This is a genomic window from Candidatus Amarobacter glycogenicus (assembly GCF_016704105.1).
Taxonomy (GTDB): domain Bacteria; phylum Chloroflexota; class Dehalococcoidia; order Tepidiformales; family Tepidiformaceae; genus Amarobacter; species Amarobacter glycogenicus.
In genome coordinates this window covers 190,655-206,504 of the sequence record NZ_JADJAT010000002.1, presented here as the reverse complement: position 1 = coordinate 206,504, position 15,850 = coordinate 190,655, and the positions used below count along the sequence as shown (strand labels likewise).

Sequence of the window (15,850 nt, the reverse complement as noted above, 5' to 3'; positions counted from 1 at the left end):
GTGCCACACAATCGTCCTTCCGTCAGTCCTTCTTCCCCCGTAATCTGGAAACCGATGCGCGTCCAGGACCCGTCGCTCGAGGCGAGCGCCCGCAGCGACCCCCCGAATGAACGGACGACCGCCGGCAGGATTGAAGTCGCCGTCCTCGTCCTCCAGGCGGCGAGTTTGGTGGCCATGACCGCCACAGTCGCCACCCGTGTCTGGCAGCAACACCTCTGGTTCGGATTCTTGCTGGTGATCCTGACGACGGCCGCGTGGGCGCCGGAAATCCGGTATCGGCGTGAGCGGATGGTGTGGTTTGCCTACGTAGCCGGGATCTTCGTCTACACACTCTTGCGAGCACTCGCTGACGAAACAGCCATCCCCGTGAGGACCGATTACGTCATCCGGGTGGACGGGTGGCTTCCCGGGAGCAACCCGGTCCAGTGGCTCCAGGAGTGGCGCATCGACAACGGCGTGCCAAAGGTCCTTGACTACCTTGCTATAGCCACCCACTGGTCGTTCTTCGTGACTCCGCATGCCGGAGCCGTCGTTGCGTTCGTCTACTACCGGGCGGCATTCCGGCGGTATGTTGGGCTCATGGTGGGGACGATGTGGCTCGGACTGACGTTGTTCTTCTTACTGCCCACAGCGCCGCCCTGGCTTGCCGGCGAGACGGGCGACCTGCCCGGAGTGACCCGGGTGATGGACGCGACCATCCGCGACGTGCTGGGGGATGCGACGGAAAGCGGCGCGGCAACATACGACGAGCTCTACAAGGCCCTCGGCGAACCGAACTCAGTCGCTGCCATGCCTTCCATCCACATGGGGATAACGTTCGGGATGTACCTGTGGGCCCGGAGCCACGCCCGCCGGCTCGCACTGGCTCTGCTGGTGTACTGCGGGCTCATGGCCGCATCGCTGCTGTACCTCGGCGAACATTACGTGGCGGATGAGTTGGCCGGCATCATCTGCGCGCTCCTGGTTTGGGCCGGCGTGCGCTGGTACTTCCCGGTTGGCGAGGCGGGCGTGGCTCAGGCGGCGCGCAGGTAGAGATTGGTGCCGGCCGAGCGGAAGCCGATGTCGCTTGAACGCATGATCATCTCGCTACCGCCGATGAAGAGCAGGCCGCCCGGGCGCAAGGCTTTGGCGAAGCCGTTGTAGATGTGCGTCTTCGCTTCGTCCGTGAAGTAGATGACGACATTCCGGCAGAGGATGACATCGAGGTCTTGCGGGTACGGGTCGCTCAGGAGGTCCTGGCGGCGGAAGGTGATGCGCCGCTTGAGTTCCTCCGTCACACGGAAGGTCCCAGCCGGCTCTTCGATGAAGTACTTCTTGACGAGCGGAGCCGGGACTGACCGGACTTCGGAGGCAAGGTAACCCTTTCCCTCACGGGCGCGGTTGAGGATGGGGACATCGACATCCGTCGCCACGATGCTGTGGGCGCCGGTGGGATCGATTTCGTTCAGGATCATGGCCAGGGAGTAGGGTTCGCACCCGATGGAACATCCGGCGCTCCAGAACTTCAGCTGCTTGCGCCCGGCGAGGAGGCGAGGGATCCATTCCTTCTGGAGTTCCACGAAGCGTTCGGGCTGGCGCCAGAATTCGCTGACGTTGATGGTCAGGGTGTCGCGGACGTCTTCGAGGAGCTTCTGGTCCGCGGCGATTGCCCTCTCGAAGGCGGGCCAACCGTCGATGCTCCGCCGGGTCATGACGCTGGCCAGGCGGCGTTTCATCTGTGCTTCTTTGTATTGCGCGAGGGGAACACCGATCGCTTTTTCGAGTGAACGCCGGAACGCCATCCATTGCGGGTCTTCCGGGACGGACTCTTTCACCTGGTGCTCCTCAAGCCGGGCAGGCTGGTAGCCAGTGCCGCGGCGATCTGATCGAGTGGGAGTTGGGTGGCATGGGATGTGCGCTCCAGCGCGACTCGCGGCATGCCATAGACGACCGAGGTTGCCTCGTCCTGGACGAAGACCCGCCCGCCCGCGGCTTCGAGTTTGGCCGCGCCTTCGGCGCCGTCCTTGCCCATTCCAGTGAGGATCGCGACGTTGGCGGAACGCCCGTAGACGGCCGTCACCGAATCGAGCGTGATGTCGACGCTGGGACGGACGCCGTGGAGCGAGGGGCCGTGGTCCAGGTGGATGCGCTTTTCCCGGGTCACAACGAGATGGAAGTCGCCGGGAGCGATGTAGACGTGGCCGTTCACGATCGGTTCGCCTTCCTCGGCCTCTGAGACGCTGAGCGGAGAGAGGGAGTCCAGCCGCCGTGCAAGGGCGTTCGTGAAGCCGGAGGGCATGTGCTGGACGACGACCACGCCTGCGGGAAGGTCGCCGGGCAAATGCGGGACGACTTCGGTGAGTGCGGGCGGCCCGCCGGTGGATGAACCAATGACGAGCAGATTGTGGGCCGGTATGCGGGCGGTGGCGGAAGGCCCTGGGGCAGCCGGGAGGACTACCATCGGGCGACCGGAGACCAACCCGGGCTTTCGGCGCTGGAGCCGAGTGAGGCTCGCCCGGACGACCGCTTCGTGGAGCTTCTCGCCTACGTTGGCGAGGTCGGTGCTGAGGCCGCTCGGCTTGCCAACACACTCGACCGCACCAGCTTCGAGCGCACGAATGGCGGTTGCCGTGCCATCGTGTGTCAGCGTCGAGACCATGACGATCGGGGTGGGAACCGCCTGCATGATTTCGCCAACTGCAGAGACGCCGTCAAGCCTGGGCATTTCCACGTCCATCGTGATGACGTCCGGACGAAGTTCGAGGGCGCGTTGGACGCCCTCGAGGCCGTCCGCCGCCGTGCCGACTACGGTGATGCCGGGTTGGGCCATCAGGAGCCGTTCGACCGCGCGCCGCATGAAAGCGGAGTCGTCGACGATGAGGACGCGGATCGTGCGCCCTGGGGATGGGGCTGGGAATGCCACAGCCGTCCTCCTAGGCGCAGAGCTTGCTGACGGCGGCGAGCACGCGGTCGCCTTCGCACGGCTTCACGAGGAAGTCCTTGGCGCCGCTCTTGACGGCCTCGAGGACGATCTGTTGCTGGCCGAGGGCGGTGACCATGGCGACTCGCGCGGCCGGGTCGTGGCTCTTGATTTCCTTGAGGGCGGTCAATCCGTCCATTTCGGGCATCGTGATGTCCATGAGCACGGCATCGGGGCGCGATGCCTTGTACTTTTCGACTGCTTCCAGGCCATTTTCGGCCTGGACAACGTCGTAACCTGCTTCGGAGAGGATCTTCGACATCCGCATCCGCATGAACGCGGCGTCATCGACCACAAGAATTGTTGCCATGATTGGACTCCCTACAGTTCGATGGCCGGTGAAGCCGCGGTACGGACGAACGTCTTGCCGGTGGCCGGGTGCATTTCGAGCGTGCGGCCCTTCGTGCCCCCGAGATCCATGCCGGCAGGCGTGAGCCCGTGTCGCTTCAACCGTTCCTTGATTGCTTCGGCATTTCGCTCGCCGATCTTGAATTTCTCTGCGTTCGCAGGACCGAGCACCGCTGCTCCCCCGGCGACCTTCACGACGAGCCTGCGGACCACGGCGCCGCTGGCCGTCATCCGAGACATAAGCAGGTCAATACCGGTGTCGGCGAAGCGTGCCGGCTCCCGGTCTTCGCTGCGCTTGCCCTCCGAGTTCGGGAGGAGGATGTGGACGAGCCCCGAGACGCGTGCCTGTGGGTCGTAGCAGCTGATCCCGATGCAGGACCCGAGCCCATATGCGACGAGTACTTCGCCAGGGTCTTTGCTGATGGCGAGTTGTCCGATGCCGACGGAAACGCGGCGGGCATCGGGTGGGGGGGCTGTCATGCGGCCACCCTCTGCAACCGCTCGAGGGAGACCGGGTCGGGGGCGACGAGAAGCAACCCCGCAGTCTTTCCAGAGTGGTCTTCGAAGATGGCATCCATCATGACGACATCGCTCCCCTGGGAGAGCACTTCCGCATACACAGACTCGACGAGGGCGATGGCCATGTCGTTGATCACGCTGGGCGGCGATGGATGGAGGATGAGGTTGAGGTGGTCGGCGAGGGCGTTGATGAACGCGGAGCCGACGATGTTGCCCAACTCGCCGATGGCGGAGTCGGACAGTTCATCGGGTTCCTGGGTCGTCCCCGGGGGTTGTCCGCACATCAGGTCCACACATTCCAGAGCACGGGGGACCGGGAAGAGCAGCATGACGTGACCGGTGATGTCGCCGCTGATGGAGAGGTAGGCGCCGAGGACGATGGTTTCCTCGCCGCCGACGGCGTCGCAGGCGTCAGCCTTCGTGCCGATGCGGACGTTCGGAACGTGGATGGCGATCTCCTGGCCCATGAGTCCGCTCAGCCCGCGCCCGGCGCGGAAGGCTCCGTCTTTGGCGACGGTTGAAAGCGTCGAGATGAGTTGTTCGTGCATACGGTGCTCCTCGGTGGCGCCGGGACGGGTCAAGCCGTCGCCAGCATGGCCTGTTCGCTCACAAGACTGGCTGTATCGACGATCAGCCCCAGGCTTCCGTCGCCGAGGATGGTTGCCCCGGTGAGGCCCTTGCGGTTTCCCACGAGGTCCCCGAGTGACTTGACGACGACATCCTGCTCGCCGAGCAGACGGTCCACGGTGAAGGCGACCTGGCGTTCGCCATGGCGGGCGGCGACGACGAAGCGGCCGGCTTCGATGCTTCTCGGCCGCGAATCGCCAAGCGCGTTGGCGAGGTCGATCATCGGGAGGAGGCGCTGGCGGAGGCGGAGCGTCTTCAGGCCATTCACCGAATGGATATCGGCTTCATGGTCGGCGAGGGCCTCCGTGACGGAGACGAGCGGGATGGCATAGACGGTGCTGTTCGCCACCACCATGAGCGCCTTTGTCGTCGCCAGAGTCAGGGGGAGCTGGATGATGACTTCAGACCCTTTTCCGGGGGTCGATTGGAGCATGATGCTGCCGTTCAGGCGCTCGATGTTCGTGCGGACGATGTCCATGCCGACGCCTCGCCCGGAGACATCGGAGATGGTCTTCGCCGTGGAGAGCCCGGCCATAAAGATCCACTGAATGGCCTGTTCTTCGGTGGCTGCTTCGGCGGCGTCGCGGGACATAAGTCCCTTCTCGACGACTTTTGCGCGAAGGGTGCGGGTATCGATTCCCTTCCCGTCATCCTTCACCGAAAGGTAGATGTAGGTCTCCTGGTTCCATGCGGTGACCGTGACGGTGCCCGTTTCCGGTTTGCCGGCGGCCCGGCGCTCTTCCGGTGTCTCAATGCCGTGGTCCACGGCGTTGCGGAGGATGTGGACGAGGGGGTCCGAGATCTCCTCGATAACGGAGCGGTCCAGCTCGGTTTCTTCGCCGGCGGTGAGGAGCTCGACCTTCTTCCCGCACTTGGTCGCCACATCGCGGACGAGACGCGGCAGGCGGGTGAGCACCGAGCGGACGGGGAGCATGCGGCTTCGCATGATCTGTTCCTGGAGTTCATCGGTTACGCGGGCGAGGTGGGAAGTGGTTTCTTCGAAGTTCTCGGTCAGCTCGGTGAGGTTCGCGTCCTTGAGGACGGCGGAGAGCTGGTCGCGAATCTGTTGCAGGCGGGTCCGGTCGATCACCAGCTCGCCGACGAGGTTCATCAATCCGTCGAGCCGTTCGACATCGATGCGGACCGACTGAGCGGCGGCTTTCTTTGGCGCCTTGCCGCCGTCGGTTCCCGGCGCTGCGGACTCGACAAGTGCGAGCTGTGCCTTGCCGGGAGCGGCGGCAGCGGCCGGCACCCGGTGGGCCGTCATCGGCTGGCCGAGGGCTTCTGCCGGGACGCTTCGGACATGGACGGCGCCGACGTCCATCACGACTTCGACGGCTGCCTGCAACTGTTCATCGGACTGGCGTGAAAGCAGCGCGGCAGTGAGCGCGAACTCTCCCGCGCCCGCCTCGACGACATCCCGGTCAGGCCATGTTTGGAGGGTCGTGCCGAGGGCATCGAGTTCCTGGAGGACCTGGAAACACCGGATCGATGGCAACTGGCAGTCCGGACTGATGGAGACTTCAACGAAGTAGCAGGAGCTTCCCTGTCCCATCTCCGCGAGAGCGGCCTGGACCGAAGCGTCGCTGAATTGGTAGCCGGCGCCGGCCGGCGCCGACGGCAGTGACTGGGTGTCCGGGTCGTCGGCTTCGAGGGTGGCGAGCAAGTCAGCTTCGAGGGCTGCGGTCGCGATTCCTGAATCGACGCGAGTCACGACCTCCCTTGCGAGTTCGCGGAGGGCGTCGAGGCCGGCCAGCAACGCGTCGACCATCTCCGCATTCGCCGACTTGCGGCCCTGGCGGACAGCATCGAGCACGGTCTCCATCGCGTGGGTGAGATTGGCCATCTTCTTGTGGCCGATGGTGGCGCTTGACCCTTTGAGGGTGTGGGCAGCACGGAAGATCTGTTGGACGAGGTCCGGGTCGGGGTCGCCTTCCAACTGGACGAGGGAAGCATCGAGCAACTCGATCTGTTCGTCTGCTTCTTCGCAGAAGAGCTTCAGATCATCGTCATCCAGGTCAAACTGAAGTCGTTGTCCTTTGGTTGTGGCCATGCAGTGGCTCTCCTCGGGCCGGGAAGGCTGAGTTGTCTTGTCGAAAGGGCGGTGTCTGCAGCGCTAGGCGGCGGCGGCGCTGGCGTACTCGAACTCGCCTTCGGCGCTCGCCGGGAGTACCCCGTCGAGGTCCATCAGGGAGACGAGCCGGTCTTCGAGCTTGGCGATACCCCGTAGGTAGGTGTTCTCTGGCACCGAGACAATCGCACTGGGCTGCTCGACCTGGTCACCGGGGATACGCATGACTTCCGAGACGGCATCGACGATGAGCCCGACCATTCCGGTGGAGCTGCTGACGACGACGATGCGGGTTTCGGCGGTGTATTCGCCGGAATCGACGCCACAGCGCTTGCGCAGGTCGACGACGGGTACGACGCGTCCCCGAAGGTTGGTGATGCCTTCGACCCAGAAGTCGGAACCAGGGATCGAGGTGATCGCCTGCATCCTGACGATCTCCTGGACGGTCTGAATGTCCAGGGCGTAATACTCATCGGCGAGCCGAAAGATGACGACGTGCTCTTCGATAGCGGGCTGTCCCGTGACCTCAATCGTGGAATCCAACCTGGTAGCCACAAGTCTCTCCTGTATCGCGGGCAACTACGCTGCCGGCGCTTCCAAAAGCTACGTGCAGATGGCGTCTTCAGGGCATTGGGCGAGGCCCCCAAAAGCCATATGGGATTCCCCTTATGCCTGAGGGCGAGATGCAGGGACGGTCTGAGGGGGACCTAGGGAAACCGCGTATATCGTGCCGATAGTCATATTGGAGAGACTTGCCGCGAGGAGGAGTTCGTGGCTTCCGAAAACGCAGTCCTGAGCCAGCGGGAAATCGACGCACTGTTTAATAGCGACGTCGCTTCCTCGTCCTCGGAAACGGCCAGTGTCGTGGCCATGCCGGTGGCTCCACGCCAGGATGCTGGCAAACGAGTCAAGCTCTATGACTTCCGGCACCCCGAGAAACTCTCCAAGGAACAGTTGCGGGGACTCCAAATCATCCAGCAGGGCGTGGCGGGAGCCATGGCCGCCAACTTCTCGGCGCGCCTGAGAGCGCCCGTCGAGGCGCGGCTGAGCGCGCTGGAGCGCGGGATCTACGAGGAGTACGTCACGCAGATCGGTGCGACTTCGGTGGTCGTCATCATCGACATGTCGCCCCTCCAGGGTTACGCGGTCACCGCCTTTGGGCTCGATGTCGCCTTCGGGATCATCGACCGCCTGCTGGGGGGAAAGGGCAAGCGGAACGCGCGCGTTCTGAATCGAGACCTGACAGACATCGAGATCGCGCTCATCCGCCACATTGGGATGGATATCGCCCGTTCCCTGGTCGAGCCCTGGACGCGAGTCGTGGACCTTACGCCCGATGTCTCCGAGCTGGCGCTTGGGCCGCAGGTGATGCACGCGATACCGCCCTCGGAGTTCGTCATCACCGCCTGGTACGAGGTGCGCCTGGCCGACCAGACCGGCGGGATTTCCCTCTGCTTCCCGCTTACGGTGCTGGAGCAGATCCTGCCGAAACTGACCGGGCAGAGCATCTTCGAGAATCGCCCGATCCGCGGGCTACTGGAAGCCAACAAAGTCCAGAACGACCAGCTGATGCCGGTCTCTGTCCTCGCGCGGACGATGCTCGGGGAGGCTCGCGTGGATGCGGTGGACCTGGCGGCTCTGTCGCCCGGGGACGTCATCGTGCTCGACAGTCTCGCAGCCGACCCGCTGCGCTTGCTCATCGGGAACTGCGAGCGGTTCGCCGGATTCCCGGGCACGAAAGGCCGAAAGATGGCGCTACAGGTTTCGGCTCGGGTTGACGATGATGGTTGGGTGAAGTCCTTCGAGGATGCTGAGAATGAGTAACACCATTCCCATTCGTGCGGTACTCATGTCCTCCGAGATCATGAACGGTGGCTCGGGTTTCCATCGCATGGTGTTCAAGGTGGATGGCGGGCGTGCCGGCATGTCCAGTGTCACTGTCCTGATTTCGCAGGACGCGCACAGGAAGCTGGTGCAACAGATGAGCCGGGCGCGCTTCCAGGTAGTTGAGAAGGCCGCGTTGCTGAAGATGTGGGCGAGGTGGGAAATCGCTTTGCGCTTCAACGAGACGGGCGTCCTTCCGGGAACCGTGACGATCACCGCGCGGGATATCGACGACTTCGGGGCATACGCCTCGGACCTTGGGCGGACACTCCAGGTGGGCTAGGCCCGGACAGATTCGAAAGAACGACGCCGAGCGACGGCGAGGAGGAATTATGCTCGCAAAGATCACCGTTGCCGAGGCCGCGCAGGCTGCTTCGCAGGCGCCGGACCGCGCCCGCGTCGAACTCATCGGCCCGTTCGTGGAGGCGGCGGCGAGAGTCATCCAACAGGAATGCGGAGAACAGGTCCAGCGTGGGCAGCTTCACCGGGTACGCTCGCCCCAGACCAACAACGAAGTGAGCGCACTTATCGCGATTACGGGCGGAGTCGCGGGGCTCGTCATCTACTCGATGACGCAGGATGCGGCACTGGGTTTCGCCTCGAAGATGATCGGTGAGCCGCTGAGCGAACTCGATGCGCTGGGTCAGAGCGCCATCGCTGAGCTGGCGAACATGATCACCGGCCAGGCAGGGATCGCGCTGGAGAAGAACGGGTTCCCGAGCGATATGTCTCCGCCCGTCCTGCTCCTCGGCAAGGGGAGCACCATCGCGACCCTCAACCTCACGCGGCTACTGGTCCCGCTCGTGGTGAGCTTCGGCGAGTTCACGATCGACATCGCGGTGAAGGAAGTCTAGGCAGCGGTGAAGGCGAGGCGGTTGCTGTACCGAACCCCCGGCCGGCGCTAGCATGACCGTGATGACCGCCCGCCAACCTCGCCGTCCCCGCCGCCGCGTCGCCCCCGCGGCCTCGCTTCCACGTCCGGTCTCCGGTCTCGACGATGCAGCCATGGACGCGCGCAGCCAGCTGGTCCGGCGCTCAAGCGACAGCCTTCACCATCGCCAGCATCATGTGAACAAGGACTACAGCTACGTGCACCGCGACCTTGTCACGGTCGCCGTCGTCGGAAGCGCGGTTATCGGCTTCATCGTCGCGATGTCCTTCGTGGTTGGTTAGTCAGCGCAGATTTTGATAGGCGAAGTAGCAGGCCACACCGGCAGCCACCAACCCGTAGACGGCAACCCCGGGGGGAACGAACAGCAGCTGCATTGCCCAGGCGATGCCGATGCCGAGCATGGCGAAGCCGACCATATATGGGCCGCGCTTTCGCCGCGTGACGGCCTCCAGGATCCGGGTGAAAACCCAGCCAAGCCCGGCGCCGACGAAGATGGAGAACCAGCCGAAGGTGAAGGGCATCAGGACGAGGCCCCAGACCAGACCCATGGCCACGCCACCGACAACGGAGGCTGCTGCGGCCTTTGCCGCATTGCCCGCGGAGAGCGTGTAAACGGGGCTCCTGGCGATGCGCGCGCAGTCTTTGCAGCGTGCCCCAACGGGCGTCTGGATCAGGCATTTCGGGCAAATCGGGGTGTCGCAACGGCTGCACCGAAGTGCAGTGGAGACCTCGGGGTGGCGTGCGCACTGGACGATCGTGGCGCCGCCGAGCCGGATCGGCGCTTCGGGCGCCGGGGCTGGCCTGAAGCCGTTTCGCGAACCGTCGTACTCAGCCCGGCGAGTGGTGTTGCCAATGACCGCAAAGGCCTCTTCGACGGCTCTGCGGCGTTCGCGTACCGCCGGGTCGGGATCCTCGCCGTACTTCCGCATGAGGCCCTTGTAGGCGGCCTCGATGACTTCCGGGCTGGCCGAGGGTGAGACCTCGAGGACGTCGTAGTGTGTGGTGGTGGTATTGGGCGCGCTCATGTGGTCTTTACGATACTAGACCGTGGCGGGTAAAGGCGCGGAGATGCGGGGTGACTATTCGGTGGCTGCGGCGCCCATCTCGACCAGCGCGAACATGATGTTGCCTTCTGCAGCGACCTTGCCGTCGACGGTCGCTGTGACATGGCCTTTGCCTACGGGGCCGCGCAGCTTTTCGAGCGTGAACTCCATCCGGAGCTGGTCGCCGGGAACGACAGGTTTGCGGAAGCGCATGTCCTCGATGCCGCCGAACAGCGGCGTCTTGCCGCCGGAGCCAGTTCCTTTGAGAAGGGTGACGGCGGCGACCTGGGCCATTGCCTCGACGATGAGAACGCCGGGCATCACCTTGTTTCCCGGGAAGTGGCCCTCAAAGAACCATTCGTTCGCGGTGACGTTCTTGATGCCGACGCCGCGCTTTCCCTCTTCGAGCTCGAGCATGCGGTCGACAAGCAGGAACGGGTAGCGGTGGGGGATGATCTGCTCGATCTGGTCTGCTTCCAGCATCAGCGGGCCTTCTTTCCTGTGTGAGCACAGTTCGCGTCGATGAATCGCAGGAACGCCTGGACATGGTGGTCCGGGAAGTCGATGTCACCGATCTCGCGGTCGTCGGGATTGCCGAGGCCGTGGTAGTCGCTGCCACCGGAGCGGGCGAGGCTGTGCTTGAGGGCCAGCTCTTCGTGGTAGCGTACCGCTTCCGGTGGGTAGTTCTTGTAGTAGGTTTCGATCCCATCGGCGTGCCAGCCGGCGAGCTGGGCGACGGGAGCGCCGTAGTCTTCGCCCATGAATATCGGGTGCGCGATGAAGATGACACCGCCATGGCGGTGGACGAGGCTGATGGAATCCGCAGGATCAAGGCGCTCGCGGTTCACATCGGCGGGTTTGCCGTTGCCCAGCCAGGTATCGAATGCCTCCTGGACGCTAGCGACGTAACCCTTTTCGACGAGCGCGCGTGCGACGTGGGGGCGCCCGACGGATGCCTCACCGGCGATCTCGAGCACGCGCGACTCCTCGATCGGCATCGCGTTTTCGCGAAGGATGCGGACCATCTTCGTCAGCCGCTCTTTCCGTCCATCGCGCATCGTCCGCATGAACTCCTGAAGTTCCTTTGCCGCGGTGTCGAACCCGTAGGCGAGCAAGTGGGCATCTACTTTGCCAACATCGGTCGAGATTTCCATCCCGGGGATGAGCCGCAGGCCCAGGCGGTCGGCGGCCTTTCCGGCTTCCGCTAGGCCTTCAGTTGTGTCGTGGTCGGTGAGCGAAAGGAAACGCACGCCATTCCTGGCTGCTGTTTCCATCACCCAGGTCGGACTGTGGACGCCGTCGGAGGCGGTGCTGTGGAGGTGAAAGTCGCCGGTGGCCATCAGCAGGACACCCGGTCACAGCGAGTGATGCTGATCGCGCGCTTGGTTGTGTCGTCGGCTTCGATGAGGAGGCCGTTGAGGACCGCAGGGCCTTCGGCAGCGGGCAGCCGCGTGGGCATCTGGGTAAGGAAGCGGGAGATGACCGCCTGGACTTCATCGCCAATGACGGAGTCGCGGGCGCCGCACATACCGGCGTCGCTGCAGAATGCCGTCCCGTGGGGGAGCAGCCTGGCATCAGCCGTCGGCACGTGTGTGTGCGTGCCGACGAGCGCGGTGACGCGGCCATCGAGGTACCAGGCCATGGCTTGTTTCTCGCTCGTGGCCTCGGCGTGGAGGTCAACGAAGATGAAGCGGTTCGGGTTGATCGAGGCGATGGCTTCATCGGCCGCCCGGAATGGGTCGTCGTAATCCGAACCCATGAAAACGCGCCCGATGAGGTTCAATACGACGAGGTTGCCGGCTTCGGCGATACCGTGCCCGGGCGCTCCCGGAGGGTAGTTGAGTGGACGTGTGACTCCCGCGGTCGAATCGAGATAGGGGTAGAACTCGCGGTGCTGGAAGGTGTGGTTCCCGCCCGTGATGATGTCGATCCCGCAGTCGAACAGCTCGTCGGCGTGGCGAGCGTTGAGGCCGCGGCCGCCGGTGCAGTTCTCGCCGTTCGCCACGACATAATCGAGGTCGAGTTCGCGCCGCAACTTCGGCACGTTCCGGACCACCGCTTCGCGGCCGCAGCTCCCAACAATGTCGCCAAGGAAGAGCAAGCGCATCGGGGGTTAGCGGGCGTACTCGGTCGCCCGCGTCTCGCGCACAACGGTGACCTTGATTTGACCCGGGTACTCCATAGTCTCCTCGATTTGCTGGCTGACATCGCGAGCGATTCGCATGGCTTCGAGGTCGTCGATGACTTCTGGGCGAACGATGATTCGGACTTCGCGGCCGGCCTGGATGGCGAACGCGCTTTCGACGCCTTTGTGGCTTTTCGCGATGTTCTCCAGCGTCTCAAGCCGCTTGATGTAGGCCTCGAGCGACTCGCGGCGTGCGCCGGGGCGGCCGCCGGAGATGGAATCGGCCATCATGACGATGACTGCTTCGACGGTGCGCGGTTCCACTTCTTCGTGGTGCGCTTCGATGCAGTGAGCGATGGAGTCCTTCACCTTGAAGCGCCGGGCAATGTCCGCGCCGATGATGGCGTGGGTGCCTTCGACTTCGTGATCGACGGCTTTGCCGAGGTCGTGGAGAAAGCCGCCGGCGCGCGCGACTTCGACATCGGCGCCGATTTCGCGCGCGATCATCGCCGCGATGTGGCCAGTTTCGATGCAATGGCGCATGACGTTCTGGCCGTAGCTCGTGCGGTAGCGCAAGCGGCCGAAGACCTTCAGGACTTCGGGGTGGAGGTTGAGCACGCCTGCTTCCACGGCTGCGGCTTCGGCAGCGTCCTGCATCGTGGCTTCGACATCGCGGCGAGCCTTGTTCACGGCTTCCTCGATGCGGGTCGGGTGGATGCGGCCGTCCTGCACGAGCATGGAGAGCGCCTGGCGGGCGACTTCCCGGCGGACGGGGTCGAAGGCGCTAACGGTGACGGCGTCGGGGGTGTCATCGATGATGAGGTCGACGCCGGTCGCGGCCTCGATGGCGCGGATGTTCCGGCCTTCCCGGCCAATGATGCGGCCCTTCATGTCGTCACTCGGGATCTGGACCACCGATACCGTGTTTTCAGCGGTTACTTCCGAGGTGTATCGCTGGATGGCCGTAGCGAGGATCTTGCGGGCACGAGGGCCGGCCGTAGCCTCGACTTCTTTTTCCATTTCGCGGACGCGGCGACTCGCTTCATCGCGGATTTCGCCTTCGATCGCACCGAGGAGCTGTTCGCGGGCTTCATCGACGGTCAGATTACTGACGCGTTCAAGCTCGGTTGCCTGGCGCAGCCGGAGTTCTTCGGCTTCCGTCCGCAACTGTTCGATCGACGCTTCGCGGTCCCTCAGGGACTGCTCCCGGCGTTCGAGGGTGTCGACCTTGCGGTCGAGATTCTCTTCTTTCTGGGCAAGGCGTTGCTCGCTTCGCGCGGCTTCTGCCCGGCGGTCCCGCATCTCCGCTTCGAGTTGATTACGAAGGGTGAGCGTTTCTTCTTTGGCTGCCAGAAGCAGCTCTTTTTGGTGTGTCTCGGCCTCGGCGAGGATGCGGCTAGCCTGTTCCTCCGCCTGTTGCAGCGATGTCCCATCGGAACGCTTGCGGAGCACAAAGCCCGCTCCCGCTCCGATCAGCAAACCCGCGAGGCCGACGATAATCGAGACTATCGCCAGCATTGAACGACTCCATGGTGGTCAACAAAAATGCCACGTATTCACGCACCGTCAGGTGCGAATGCACCGTGATTGGCTGGTGGCATCGTACGCCCGGCGGCGATCGGCAGTCAAAGTTACCGGGCGGTTAAAGGAGGCGCCCCTGGTGGCCTTCGTCGCGCCCGGGGTGGGGGAGGTGGAGGTCGAAAGCGAGGCCTGCAACCCGCACGAGGGCGGTGACGCCCACGGCCAGGAGGGCCGCGCCGCCAGTCGACACCGGCTCCGCGAGCCAGAGACACAACCCACCGAGAGCGGCGGCCGTGGCGTTGACTTCGGAGCGCAGGACCAGCGGCACGCGGTCGGCCATCAGGTCGCGGATGATGCCGCCACCGGTCGCGGTCAGGACCGCGAGCAGGATGACCCCCGGGACTGCGAGACCGGCGCCCAGGGCGGCCAGTGCGCCGGCGGCCGCGAAGGCCCCCAGCCCGGCCGAATCGGCGATTGCGAGGAGCACTCGCGGGACGGTCCTTCGCCGCCAGAGGAGGACGATGCCCAGGACCGAACCGCCGGCCGCCCAGAGGAGATAGTCCGGCTTATCCAGGACGAGGGGCAGGCGACCGAGGATGACATCGCGCATTACTCCGCCCCCGGTTGCGGTTACGACACCCATCACGAGCAGGCCGAATACGTCCAGCCGGCGGCGAGCGCCAACTTCCACACCGGAGAAAGCGAAGGCGACAAGCCCGACCCGATCGAGGATGCCGATGATCTCGGAGGCGGAGAAATCCACGACTGGACTTTACCCCTGTGGGCGACTACCTCCGAGTGACGCACCGGGCATCGGGCCGGACCATGGGCGAAAGAGGGCCGTGAGTTCCCGGTCCGGGGACTGCAACGGCTTCGGAACCGGTACCAGGGTGACTGCGAGCGACCAAACCTTCGCGCCGGCTCCCGGCAGAGCGGCGCGGGGCGAAGGTGCTTGGCGTTACCCCTTCGCCGGGAGCTCGACCTGGACGTTCGCCCGGGTGCTGGGCTGTCCGTCCGCGAGCGTGACCACTTCGAGTTCGACGATGTGCTTGCCGTCTTCCACGCGCTTGTCGACGACGCGGCCCCCGAGGACCAGTGGGCGGTCCGCGACGTCCGGGCGGCGGTAGGCGGCGCGGAGGTTCTTCACGTGGCCCTCGGTTCCGGCCCAATCGCTCACGTACTGGGTGATCCACGAGAGCTTCAGCAGGCCCGGGACCAAAGCGCCACCGACGCCGAGCCGCTTTCCCGCTTCGATATCGGAGAAGGCCGGGTTCGTCGGGTTGTCGCGCCCGAAGAAGTCGATCGCCATGTCGGTCGTTGGCGTCCGCTCGAGGGGTTCGAGTTCGTCATCGAGGTTGGTGTCTTCGTAGTAGCGCTGGCTCATTCGTCGCCCTTCCTCTGGGACTTCGGGTCGAACTGGGTGATGGTGATCATCGCCGAGGCGACGTGGTGGCCGTCGGAATCGAAGTATTCGGTGCCCTGGGTGACGAGCACGCTGTAGCCGTAACGGCCTCCGAGGCGGTCGCGGATGTCGAACACCTGGCTGACCGCACTGAGTTCTTCGCCGATTTTGAAGGGCCGGGAGAACTTCCACTCTTGCTGGGTGAGAAGCCCGCCGGGCAGGATCTGGGGCATTCCCCGGCGTGGCCCGCCGCCCATCCCGGCGATGACGTAGGACGGCGCGAGACCAGTACCGTCGGCCCAGCGGGGATCCTTATCTTCGAGGACGTCACGCATGCGGTGGGCGTCGACTTCGCCGATGACCACCTTCACGGGGTCACTCTTGACCCCGATGGCGGCGCGATGTTCGTCGGTTATGAGGCTCTGTTCGGGTACAGACATGGCTACTCCTAATTGTGGC

At 64.5% G+C, this 15,850-nt stretch carries 20 protein-coding genes; 5 read left to right on the top strand and 15 right to left on the bottom strand.

Annotated elements, in window-relative coordinates:
* Positions 1–54: 54 nt before the first annotated feature.
* Entirely contained in the window at positions 55–1,032 is a 978-nt protein-coding gene (locus IPG14_RS05755) for a phosphatase PAP2 family protein (RefSeq protein ID WP_343391167.1), read from the top strand.
* Here IPG14_RS05755 and IPG14_RS05750 read toward each other — a convergent pair.
* The 7 genes from IPG14_RS05750 to IPG14_RS05720 all read right to left on the bottom strand — a co-directional run bounded on the left by IPG14_RS05750 (position 1,014) and on the right by IPG14_RS05720 (position 7,079).
* Entirely contained in the window at positions 1,014–1,814 is an 801-nt protein-coding gene (locus IPG14_RS05750; RefSeq protein WP_343391166.1) for a protein-glutamate O-methyltransferase CheR, read from the bottom strand. The genes IPG14_RS05755 and IPG14_RS05750 overlap by 19 nt on opposite strands.
* Positions 1,811–2,902 (bottom strand): chemotaxis response regulator protein-glutamate methylesterase, encoded by a 1,092-nt coding sequence (locus tag IPG14_RS05745; RefSeq protein ID WP_343388747.1) that lies wholly within the window; start codon positions 2,900–2,902, stop codon positions 1,811–1,813. Before IPG14_RS05745 ends, IPG14_RS05750 begins: the two co-directional genes overlap by 4 nt.
* Before the next feature lie 10 nt (positions 2,903–2,912).
* A complete protein-coding gene (locus IPG14_RS05740) occupies positions 2,913–3,269 on the bottom strand; it encodes a response regulator (RefSeq protein WP_343384324.1) in 357 nt (118 codons plus the stop codon).
* 11 nt (positions 3,270–3,280) lie between these two features.
* Complete coding sequence (locus tag IPG14_RS05735) at positions 3,281–3,787, bottom strand: chemotaxis protein CheD (RefSeq protein WP_343391165.1); 507 nt, start codon at positions 3,785–3,787, stop codon at positions 3,281–3,283.
* Positions 3,784–4,374 carry a chemotaxis protein CheC gene (locus tag IPG14_RS05730; protein WP_343384326.1) on the bottom strand — a complete coding sequence of 197 codons (591 nt, stop codon included), beginning with the start codon at positions 4,372–4,374 and terminating at the stop codon, positions 3,784–3,786. The genes IPG14_RS05735 and IPG14_RS05730 overlap by 4 nt, the downstream gene beginning before the upstream one ends.
* 29 nt (positions 4,375–4,403) lie before the next feature.
* Positions 4,404–6,506, bottom strand: coding sequence for a chemotaxis protein CheA (locus IPG14_RS05725; RefSeq protein WP_343391164.1), 2,103 nt, complete (start codon positions 6,504–6,506; stop codon positions 4,404–4,406).
* 63 nt (positions 6,507–6,569) lie between these two features.
* Positions 6,570–7,079: a chemotaxis protein CheW gene (locus IPG14_RS05720; protein ID WP_343384328.1), complete on the bottom strand. Its 510-nt coding sequence runs from the start codon at positions 7,077–7,079 to the stop codon at positions 6,570–6,572.
* 216 nt (positions 7,080–7,295) lie between these two features.
* Here IPG14_RS05720 and IPG14_RS05715 point away from each other — a divergent pair, with 216 nt between their 5' ends.
* The 4 genes from IPG14_RS05715 to IPG14_RS05700 all read left to right on the top strand — a co-directional run bounded on the left by IPG14_RS05715 (position 7,296) and on the right by IPG14_RS05700 (position 9,581).
* Positions 7,296–8,348: a FliM/FliN family flagellar motor switch protein gene (locus IPG14_RS05715; protein ID WP_343388749.1), complete on the top strand. Its 1,053-nt coding sequence runs from the start codon at positions 7,296–7,298 to the stop codon at positions 8,346–8,348.
* Entirely contained in the window at positions 8,341–8,691 is a 351-nt protein-coding gene (locus IPG14_RS05710; RefSeq protein ID WP_343384330.1) for a hypothetical protein, read from the top strand. Before IPG14_RS05715 ends, IPG14_RS05710 begins: the two co-directional genes overlap by 8 nt.
* A 49-nt stretch (positions 8,692–8,740) precedes the next feature.
* Complete coding sequence (locus IPG14_RS05705; RefSeq protein ID WP_343384331.1) at positions 8,741–9,262, top strand: chemotaxis protein CheX; 522 nt, start codon at positions 8,741–8,743, stop codon at positions 9,260–9,262.
* Positions 9,263–9,323: 61 nt separating this feature from the next.
* Positions 9,324–9,581, top strand: a complete 258-nt coding sequence (locus IPG14_RS05700) for a hypothetical protein (RefSeq protein ID WP_343384332.1) — start codon at positions 9,324–9,326, stop codon at positions 9,579–9,581.
* Here the strand turns inward: IPG14_RS05700 and IPG14_RS05695 are convergent, their stop codons facing one another.
* From IPG14_RS05695 to IPG14_RS05660, 8 genes are all read right to left on the bottom strand, one after another.
* Positions 9,582–10,325 carry a DnaJ domain-containing protein gene (locus tag IPG14_RS05695; protein ID WP_343388752.1) on the bottom strand — a complete coding sequence of 248 codons (744 nt, stop codon included), beginning with the start codon at positions 10,323–10,325 and terminating at the stop codon, positions 9,582–9,584.
* A 54-nt stretch (positions 10,326–10,379) separates the two neighbouring features.
* Positions 10,380–10,826, bottom strand: a complete 447-nt coding sequence (fabZ, locus tag IPG14_RS05690; RefSeq protein WP_343391163.1) for a 3-hydroxyacyl-ACP dehydratase FabZ — start codon at positions 10,824–10,826, stop codon at positions 10,380–10,382.
* Positions 10,826–11,683 carry a PHP domain-containing protein gene (locus IPG14_RS05685; RefSeq protein ID WP_343391162.1) on the bottom strand — a complete coding sequence of 286 codons (858 nt, stop codon included), beginning with the start codon at positions 11,681–11,683 and terminating at the stop codon, positions 10,826–10,828. Before IPG14_RS05685 ends, fabZ begins: the two co-directional genes overlap by 1 nt.
* The gene (locus IPG14_RS05680; RefSeq protein WP_343388755.1) at positions 11,683–12,450 is read right to left on the bottom strand and encodes a TIGR00282 family metallophosphoesterase; all 768 of its coding nucleotides are present in this window, start codon (positions 12,448–12,450) and stop codon (positions 11,683–11,685) included. Before IPG14_RS05680 ends, IPG14_RS05685 begins: the two co-directional genes overlap by 1 nt.
* 6 nt (positions 12,451–12,456) lie before the next feature.
* Complete coding sequence (gene rny, locus IPG14_RS05675; RefSeq protein WP_343388756.1) at positions 12,457–13,986, bottom strand: ribonuclease Y; 1,530 nt, start codon at positions 13,984–13,986, stop codon at positions 12,457–12,459.
* A 124-nt stretch (positions 13,987–14,110) separates the two neighbouring features.
* Positions 14,111–14,752 (bottom strand): TRIC cation channel family protein, encoded by a 642-nt coding sequence (locus IPG14_RS05670; protein WP_343391161.1) that lies wholly within the window; start codon positions 14,750–14,752, stop codon positions 14,111–14,113.
* A 195-nt stretch (positions 14,753–14,947) separates the two neighbouring features.
* Positions 14,948–15,373, bottom strand: a complete 426-nt coding sequence (locus IPG14_RS05665; RefSeq protein WP_343388757.1) for a hypothetical protein — start codon at positions 15,371–15,373, stop codon at positions 14,948–14,950.
* On the bottom strand, positions 15,370–15,831 hold the full coding sequence (locus tag IPG14_RS05660) for a MaoC family dehydratase N-terminal domain-containing protein (RefSeq protein ID WP_343384340.1): 462 nt from the start codon (positions 15,829–15,831) through the stop codon (positions 15,370–15,372). The genes IPG14_RS05665 and IPG14_RS05660 overlap by 4 nt, the downstream gene beginning before the upstream one ends.
* Between the last annotated feature and the right edge of the window lie 19 nt (positions 15,832–15,850).

Bases quoted from the DNA above. Each gene is read 5' to 3' on its own strand.
- IPG14_RS05755 (WP_343391167.1), top strand. From the start codon at position 55: ATGCGCGTCCAGGACCCGTCGCTCGAGGCGAGCGCCCGCAGCGACCCC.
- IPG14_RS05740 (WP_343384324.1), bottom strand. From the start codon at position 3,269: ATGGCAACAATTCTTGTGGTCGATGACGCCGCGTTCATGCGGATGCGG.
- IPG14_RS05735 (WP_343391165.1), bottom strand. From the start codon at position 3,787: ATGACAGCCCCCCCACCCGATGCCCGCCGCGTTTCCGTCGGCATCGGA.
- IPG14_RS05730 (WP_343384326.1), bottom strand. From the start codon at position 4,374: ATGCACGAACAACTCATCTCGACGCTTTCAACCGTCGCCAAAGACGGA.
- IPG14_RS05725 (WP_343391164.1), bottom strand. From the start codon at position 6,506: ATGGCCACAACCAAAGGACAACGACTTCAGTTTGACCTGGATGACGAT.
- IPG14_RS05710 (WP_343384330.1), top strand. From the start codon at position 8,341: ATGAGTAACACCATTCCCATTCGTGCGGTACTCATGTCCTCCGAGATC.
- IPG14_RS05705 (WP_343384331.1), top strand. From the start codon at position 8,741: ATGCTCGCAAAGATCACCGTTGCCGAGGCCGCGCAGGCTGCTTCGCAG.
- IPG14_RS05700 (WP_343384332.1), top strand. From the start codon at position 9,324: ATGACCGCCCGCCAACCTCGCCGTCCCCGCCGCCGCGTCGCCCCCGCG.
- IPG14_RS05695 (WP_343388752.1), bottom strand. From the start codon at position 10,325: ATGAGCGCGCCCAATACCACCACCACACACTACGACGTCCTCGAGGTC.
- fabZ (WP_343391163.1), bottom strand. From the start codon at position 10,826: ATGCTGGAAGCAGACCAGATCGAGCAGATCATCCCCCACCGCTACCCG.
- IPG14_RS05685 (WP_343391162.1), bottom strand. From the start codon at position 11,683: ATGGCCACCGGCGACTTTCACCTCCACAGCACCGCCTCCGACGGCGTC.
- IPG14_RS05680 (WP_343388755.1), bottom strand. From the start codon at position 12,450: ATGCGCTTGCTCTTCCTTGGCGACATTGTTGGGAGCTGCGGCCGCGAA.
- rny (WP_343388756.1), bottom strand. From the start codon at position 13,986: ATGCTGGCGATAGTCTCGATTATCGTCGGCCTCGCGGGTTTGCTGATC.
- IPG14_RS05665 (WP_343388757.1), bottom strand. From the start codon at position 15,373: ATGAGCCAGCGCTACTACGAAGACACCAACCTCGATGACGAACTCGAA.
- IPG14_RS05660 (WP_343384340.1), bottom strand. From the start codon at position 15,831: ATGTCTGTACCCGAACAGAGCCTCATAACCGACGAACATCGCGCCGCC.